At 58.8% G+C, this 3,977-nt stretch carries 4 protein-coding genes; all 4 read left to right on the forward strand.

Annotated features, from left to right (window positions below):
* Positions 1 to 359: transposase (locus LOM8899_RS22850; RefSeq protein WP_133065109.1), on the forward strand; the 359-nt coding region annotated here is incomplete at its 5' end.
* Positions 360 to 502: 143 nt separating this feature from the next.
* Positions 503 to 2,137 carry a TnsB C-terminal domain-containing protein gene (locus LOM8899_RS22855; RefSeq protein ID WP_093994510.1) on the forward strand — a complete coding sequence of 545 codons (1,635 nt, stop codon included), beginning with the start codon at positions 503 to 505 and terminating at the stop codon, positions 2,135 to 2,137.
* A gap of 1 nt (position 2,138) precedes the next feature.
* Positions 2,139 to 3,020 (forward strand): TniB family NTP-binding protein, encoded by an 882-nt coding sequence (locus LOM8899_RS22860; protein ID WP_093994511.1) that lies wholly within the window; start codon positions 2,139 to 2,141, stop codon positions 3,018 to 3,020.
* Between the two features lie 32 nt (positions 3,021 to 3,052).
* Positions 3,053 to 3,808 (forward strand): TniQ family protein, encoded by a 756-nt coding sequence (locus tag LOM8899_RS22865; RefSeq protein ID WP_245820739.1) that lies wholly within the window; start codon positions 3,053 to 3,055, stop codon positions 3,806 to 3,808.
* Positions 3,809 to 3,977 lie beyond the last annotated feature (169 nt).

Genomic DNA, 3,977 nt, shown 5'->3' on the forward strand with positions numbered 1-3,977 from the left:
GCAAATTGACCGCAGACCAGGCCCAAAAGGTAGATGCATTGAAGGCCGGATCGCCAAGCTTTGCCACGATGCGGAGCCTTGCCATGCGGTTTCAGGGCATTTTGCGCGGCGACCAGTCCGCCCCGCTGGACGCATGGATCGACCTGGCCATTGAGACTGGCATCCCACCAATCATGCGCTTTGCCCGCACGCTGCACCGCGACATCGAGGCCGTGCGCAATGCCATCGAACTTCCGTGGAGCAACGGTCAGGCTGAGGGCCAAGTCAATCGCCTGAAGACCCTCAAGCGCGCCATGTACGGTCGCGCCGGACCAGAACTCCTCAGAGCCCGAATGCTGCCACTGCGCCACACAGATTGAGGCAGAACCCTTAATTGTGAGATGAGAAATCCAACGAAATCAACGGCCAACCTTTGCCCTTAAATATGAGATTTTGTCTTTAATTCCGATATTTTTGCCCTTAAACTTGAGACAGGGTTCGCAGCTCCCTGTGGCAAATATTGATGGATGATGATCGCGAAGACTCCGTTGCCGCTGGTGCTGAGGAGGCGCGCAGGGCGGCCGTTCTGCGTCCGCTTGTTCAGGCATATCTCAAAGGCACTGGCAGTCTGGAAAGTGGCATCAATGACGCCGTTTGGGAGCTTGGTGTCAGCAGGGCGACGGTCTGGCGCTGGATAAAGCGTCTGGCCGAAGAGGGTGGGCGCACCAGCGCGCTGGCTTCTCGGAAACGGGGCCGCCCGACCGGTACGACCTTGATATCGGGCAAGGTAGAAGCGGTGATCGAAGAACATCTTCGCCGTTATTTCTTACGGCGGGAACGTCCGAGCCTGTCGCGCGTCGTGACGGAGATCCGTAGTGCCTGCTGGCAACAGGGGTTACAGCCGCCGACGCGGCGGACGGTTCAGCGCAGGCTGGATGCAATGGACGCCCTTGAAATTGCAAAGGCACGAGAAGGGGCAAAGGCGGCCCGCCAGAAATTTGCGCCGGTAACAGGCGAGAACAAGGCCAGTCAGCCACTGGAGATCGTGCAAATCGACCATACACCTGCCGACATCATTCTTGTCGACAGCTTTGAACGCCAACCAATTGGCCGGCCTTGGGTCACCTTAGCGATCGACATCGCAACGCGGATGGTGGCCGGATATTACACCTCACTCGAGGCACCTTCGCGTCTGTCAGTGGCGCTTTGCCTGACACAGGCGGTGGCCCCCAAGGCGGAACTTTTGGCGGAATTGGCGTGCAATATTCCTTGGCCCGCACAGGGCAAACCGCACAGCATCCACGTCGACAATGGCCGCGACTTCCGATCGCGGGCCTTTCGATCAGCATGTGCGGAATGGGGGATCGATCTGGTCTATCGGCCGCCGGGCAGTCCTCATTTCGGAGGGCACATCGAACGATTGATCGGCACGATGATGAAGGCCGTGCACCTGTTGCCGGGAACAACGCAATCCTCGGTCGTGGCCAAGGGCGACTATGACGCCGAGGGCATGGCCACGATGACCTTAAGCGACTTTGATCGCTGGTTTGCTCTGGAAATCTGCCGCTACAACAACAGCATTCATTCAAGTCTTGGCTGTACGCCCGTCGCTAAATGGGAGGCGCTCTCAGCGGAGATGATGGGAGACATCCCCTTCGAGATGGAAGCCTTTCGGGTGAGCTTCCTGCCGAGCGAACTGCGCAAGGTCAGGCGTGACGGTATCCATCTGTTCCAGATACGGTACTGGTCCGATGCCCTTGCAGGCCACATTGGGCGCGGGGACGGAAAGATGATCGTTCGTTACGACCCTCGCGATATCTCAATGATTTGGGTCGAACTGGATGATGGCCGATATATTGAGGCGCGGTATAGAAATCTGGAAATTCCCCCCGTATCGCTCTGGGAATATCGCGAGGCCATGAAGAAGGCCCGTGCCCTTGGCAAGTCCGGGTCCAATGAGCTGGTGCTGGCTGAGCTGATCCGACAGCAACGCCAGATTGAAGCTGAAAGCCGGGGACTAACCAAGGCGGAACGCCGGTCGCGTGAAAGAAAAGGGACATTAGAGGGCGCCAACTCGGCTGTCTCGAAAACCGAAGGGCTGCGCCCGATCGACACGGGTGATACATCGCGCCCATTGTTCAAGGTGGAGAGATGGTGAATTGAGGGCAAGGACAACTGAGGAAGACGGTCGGATCGCCCTCATTCAATCGGATATCTGGATCGGCTTTCCGCGGGCCGAACAGGTGTTGGACCGCTTGCAGGGTCTGATCGAAGCGCCACGGCAAACCCGTATGCCTGGGCTTCTTGTGCATGGTGCCTCCGGGATCGGCAAGACGATGATCGCCCGAAACCTGTCGCGCAAATACGCACCAGAATACGATCCGGCGTCAGGCATCACCCGCACACCGCTGCTGCTGTTGCAAGCGCCGCCCGCACCCGACAAACGGCGGTTCTACCTGCACATCCTGGCCGCCGTCGGCGCCCCGGCGACGGCACTGAGCGCCCGCGCGCAAAACGTGGCTTCCCTCGAAGCCCGTGTCATCGCGCTTTTGCGCGACCTTGGACTGCGGATGATCATGATAGACGAGGTCCACAATCTTTTGGCCGGGACCCACCGCGAACAGCGCCGCTTTCTCAATGTTCTGCGGTATCTCAGCAATGAACTCGAGGTGTCGCTGGTCTGCCTCGGGGTCAGCGAGGCCGTCGATGCCATCCGTGGTGATATCCAGCTTGCGAGGCGGCTGGACGAACATCACCTGCCAAACTGGCGCGACGATGCCGAGTTCTCGGACATGATCCAGACACTCATCGCGGCAATGCCCCTCGAGAAGAAATCCAATCTGAAGGTCAAGTCACTCAAGCAGATACTTGCGCTGACCGGTGGGGTGACCTCGCGCATCTTCGCTCTGATCAAGGATCTTTCCATCGACGCCATTGTCACAGGTGAGGAATGCATCACTGATGACGCGATCGCAAAATGGACGCCGGTTTGGTCGCGCCACGCGACCGCCCATCGGCGCCTCGAGAAGTCCGGGGTGTGAAGCCGCACCCGCTGCCAAAGACTGTCGCGCCGTTGCCAGACGAGTTGTTGTCAGGTTGGTTGTCTCGGCTGGCTGCGGCCAACTACTGGAATGACGCGGAGCTGCTGGCCCATATCGAGATCGATACGCGACATGGCGCCGCCCTGGACTTCGACGTTGAGGCGGCCGATGCGGAAAAGATATCTATCGCTGCGCGTGTCGATCCCGATACCGTGCAGTCAATGACATTTAGGGCAATGACGAAAATGGAGATGATGCTTACAGCGCAAGTTCCTTTCCAGTCTTGCCCCGAGTGTTCCCGACGCGGCCTCTCGCTCAGGCATTGGCGGCGATCCTGGGCATTTGATTGCCAATTTTGCGGGACCCTACTTGTTCGGAGCCTCGCAAAGCCCGGTGACGAAAAGTTGCCTGAAAAACTGATAGACCGTGCGCGCTGCGGGGCAGGGCTGCTTGAGCACGCAGCGACGTCAAACCGCCCCAACCTACTTCGACGTGCGATGCGCGCGGTTACCTTTGGCATGTCGCTCAAGTCCGTCCGCGGGGATCCGTTATTTGCTCTTCAGAGCCCCAGACCGGAAGTGCGGCTGTTCTGCCTTGCGGCGATCGCTGCGGCCCAGTCTCGTCCGCTGATAAAAGCGGCCATATCCAGCGCCGGTGCCGACGGCTATGTAAGAATTGCTCTGTTGCGCGCCTTCGAGAGAGAGCCACGTCTGCTTGCCGCAGTTGATCATATTGCGCAACAGCGCGCCAGAAGCACAGGCCCAAAGACAGCCGAATCTCACAATTAAGGACAAAACTCGACGCTCAAAGCGCTATGTCTCAGATTTAAGGGTTCTGCCTCAATCTGTGTGGCGCAGCGGAAGCATTCGGGCTCTGAGGAGTTCTGGTCCGGCGCGACCGTACATTGCGCGTTTGAGGGTCTTCAGGCGATTGATTTGGCCCTCAGCTTGACCGTTG

It is taken from the genome of Flavimaricola marinus (genome assembly GCF_900184895.1).
Classification (GTDB): domain Bacteria; phylum Pseudomonadota; class Alphaproteobacteria; order Rhodobacterales; family Rhodobacteraceae; genus Flavimaricola; species Flavimaricola marinus.

Bases quoted from the DNA above. Each gene is read 5' to 3' on its own strand.
- LOM8899_RS22855 (WP_093994510.1), top strand. From the start codon at position 503: ATGGATGATGATCGCGAAGACTCCGTTGCCGCTGGTGCTGAGGAGGCG.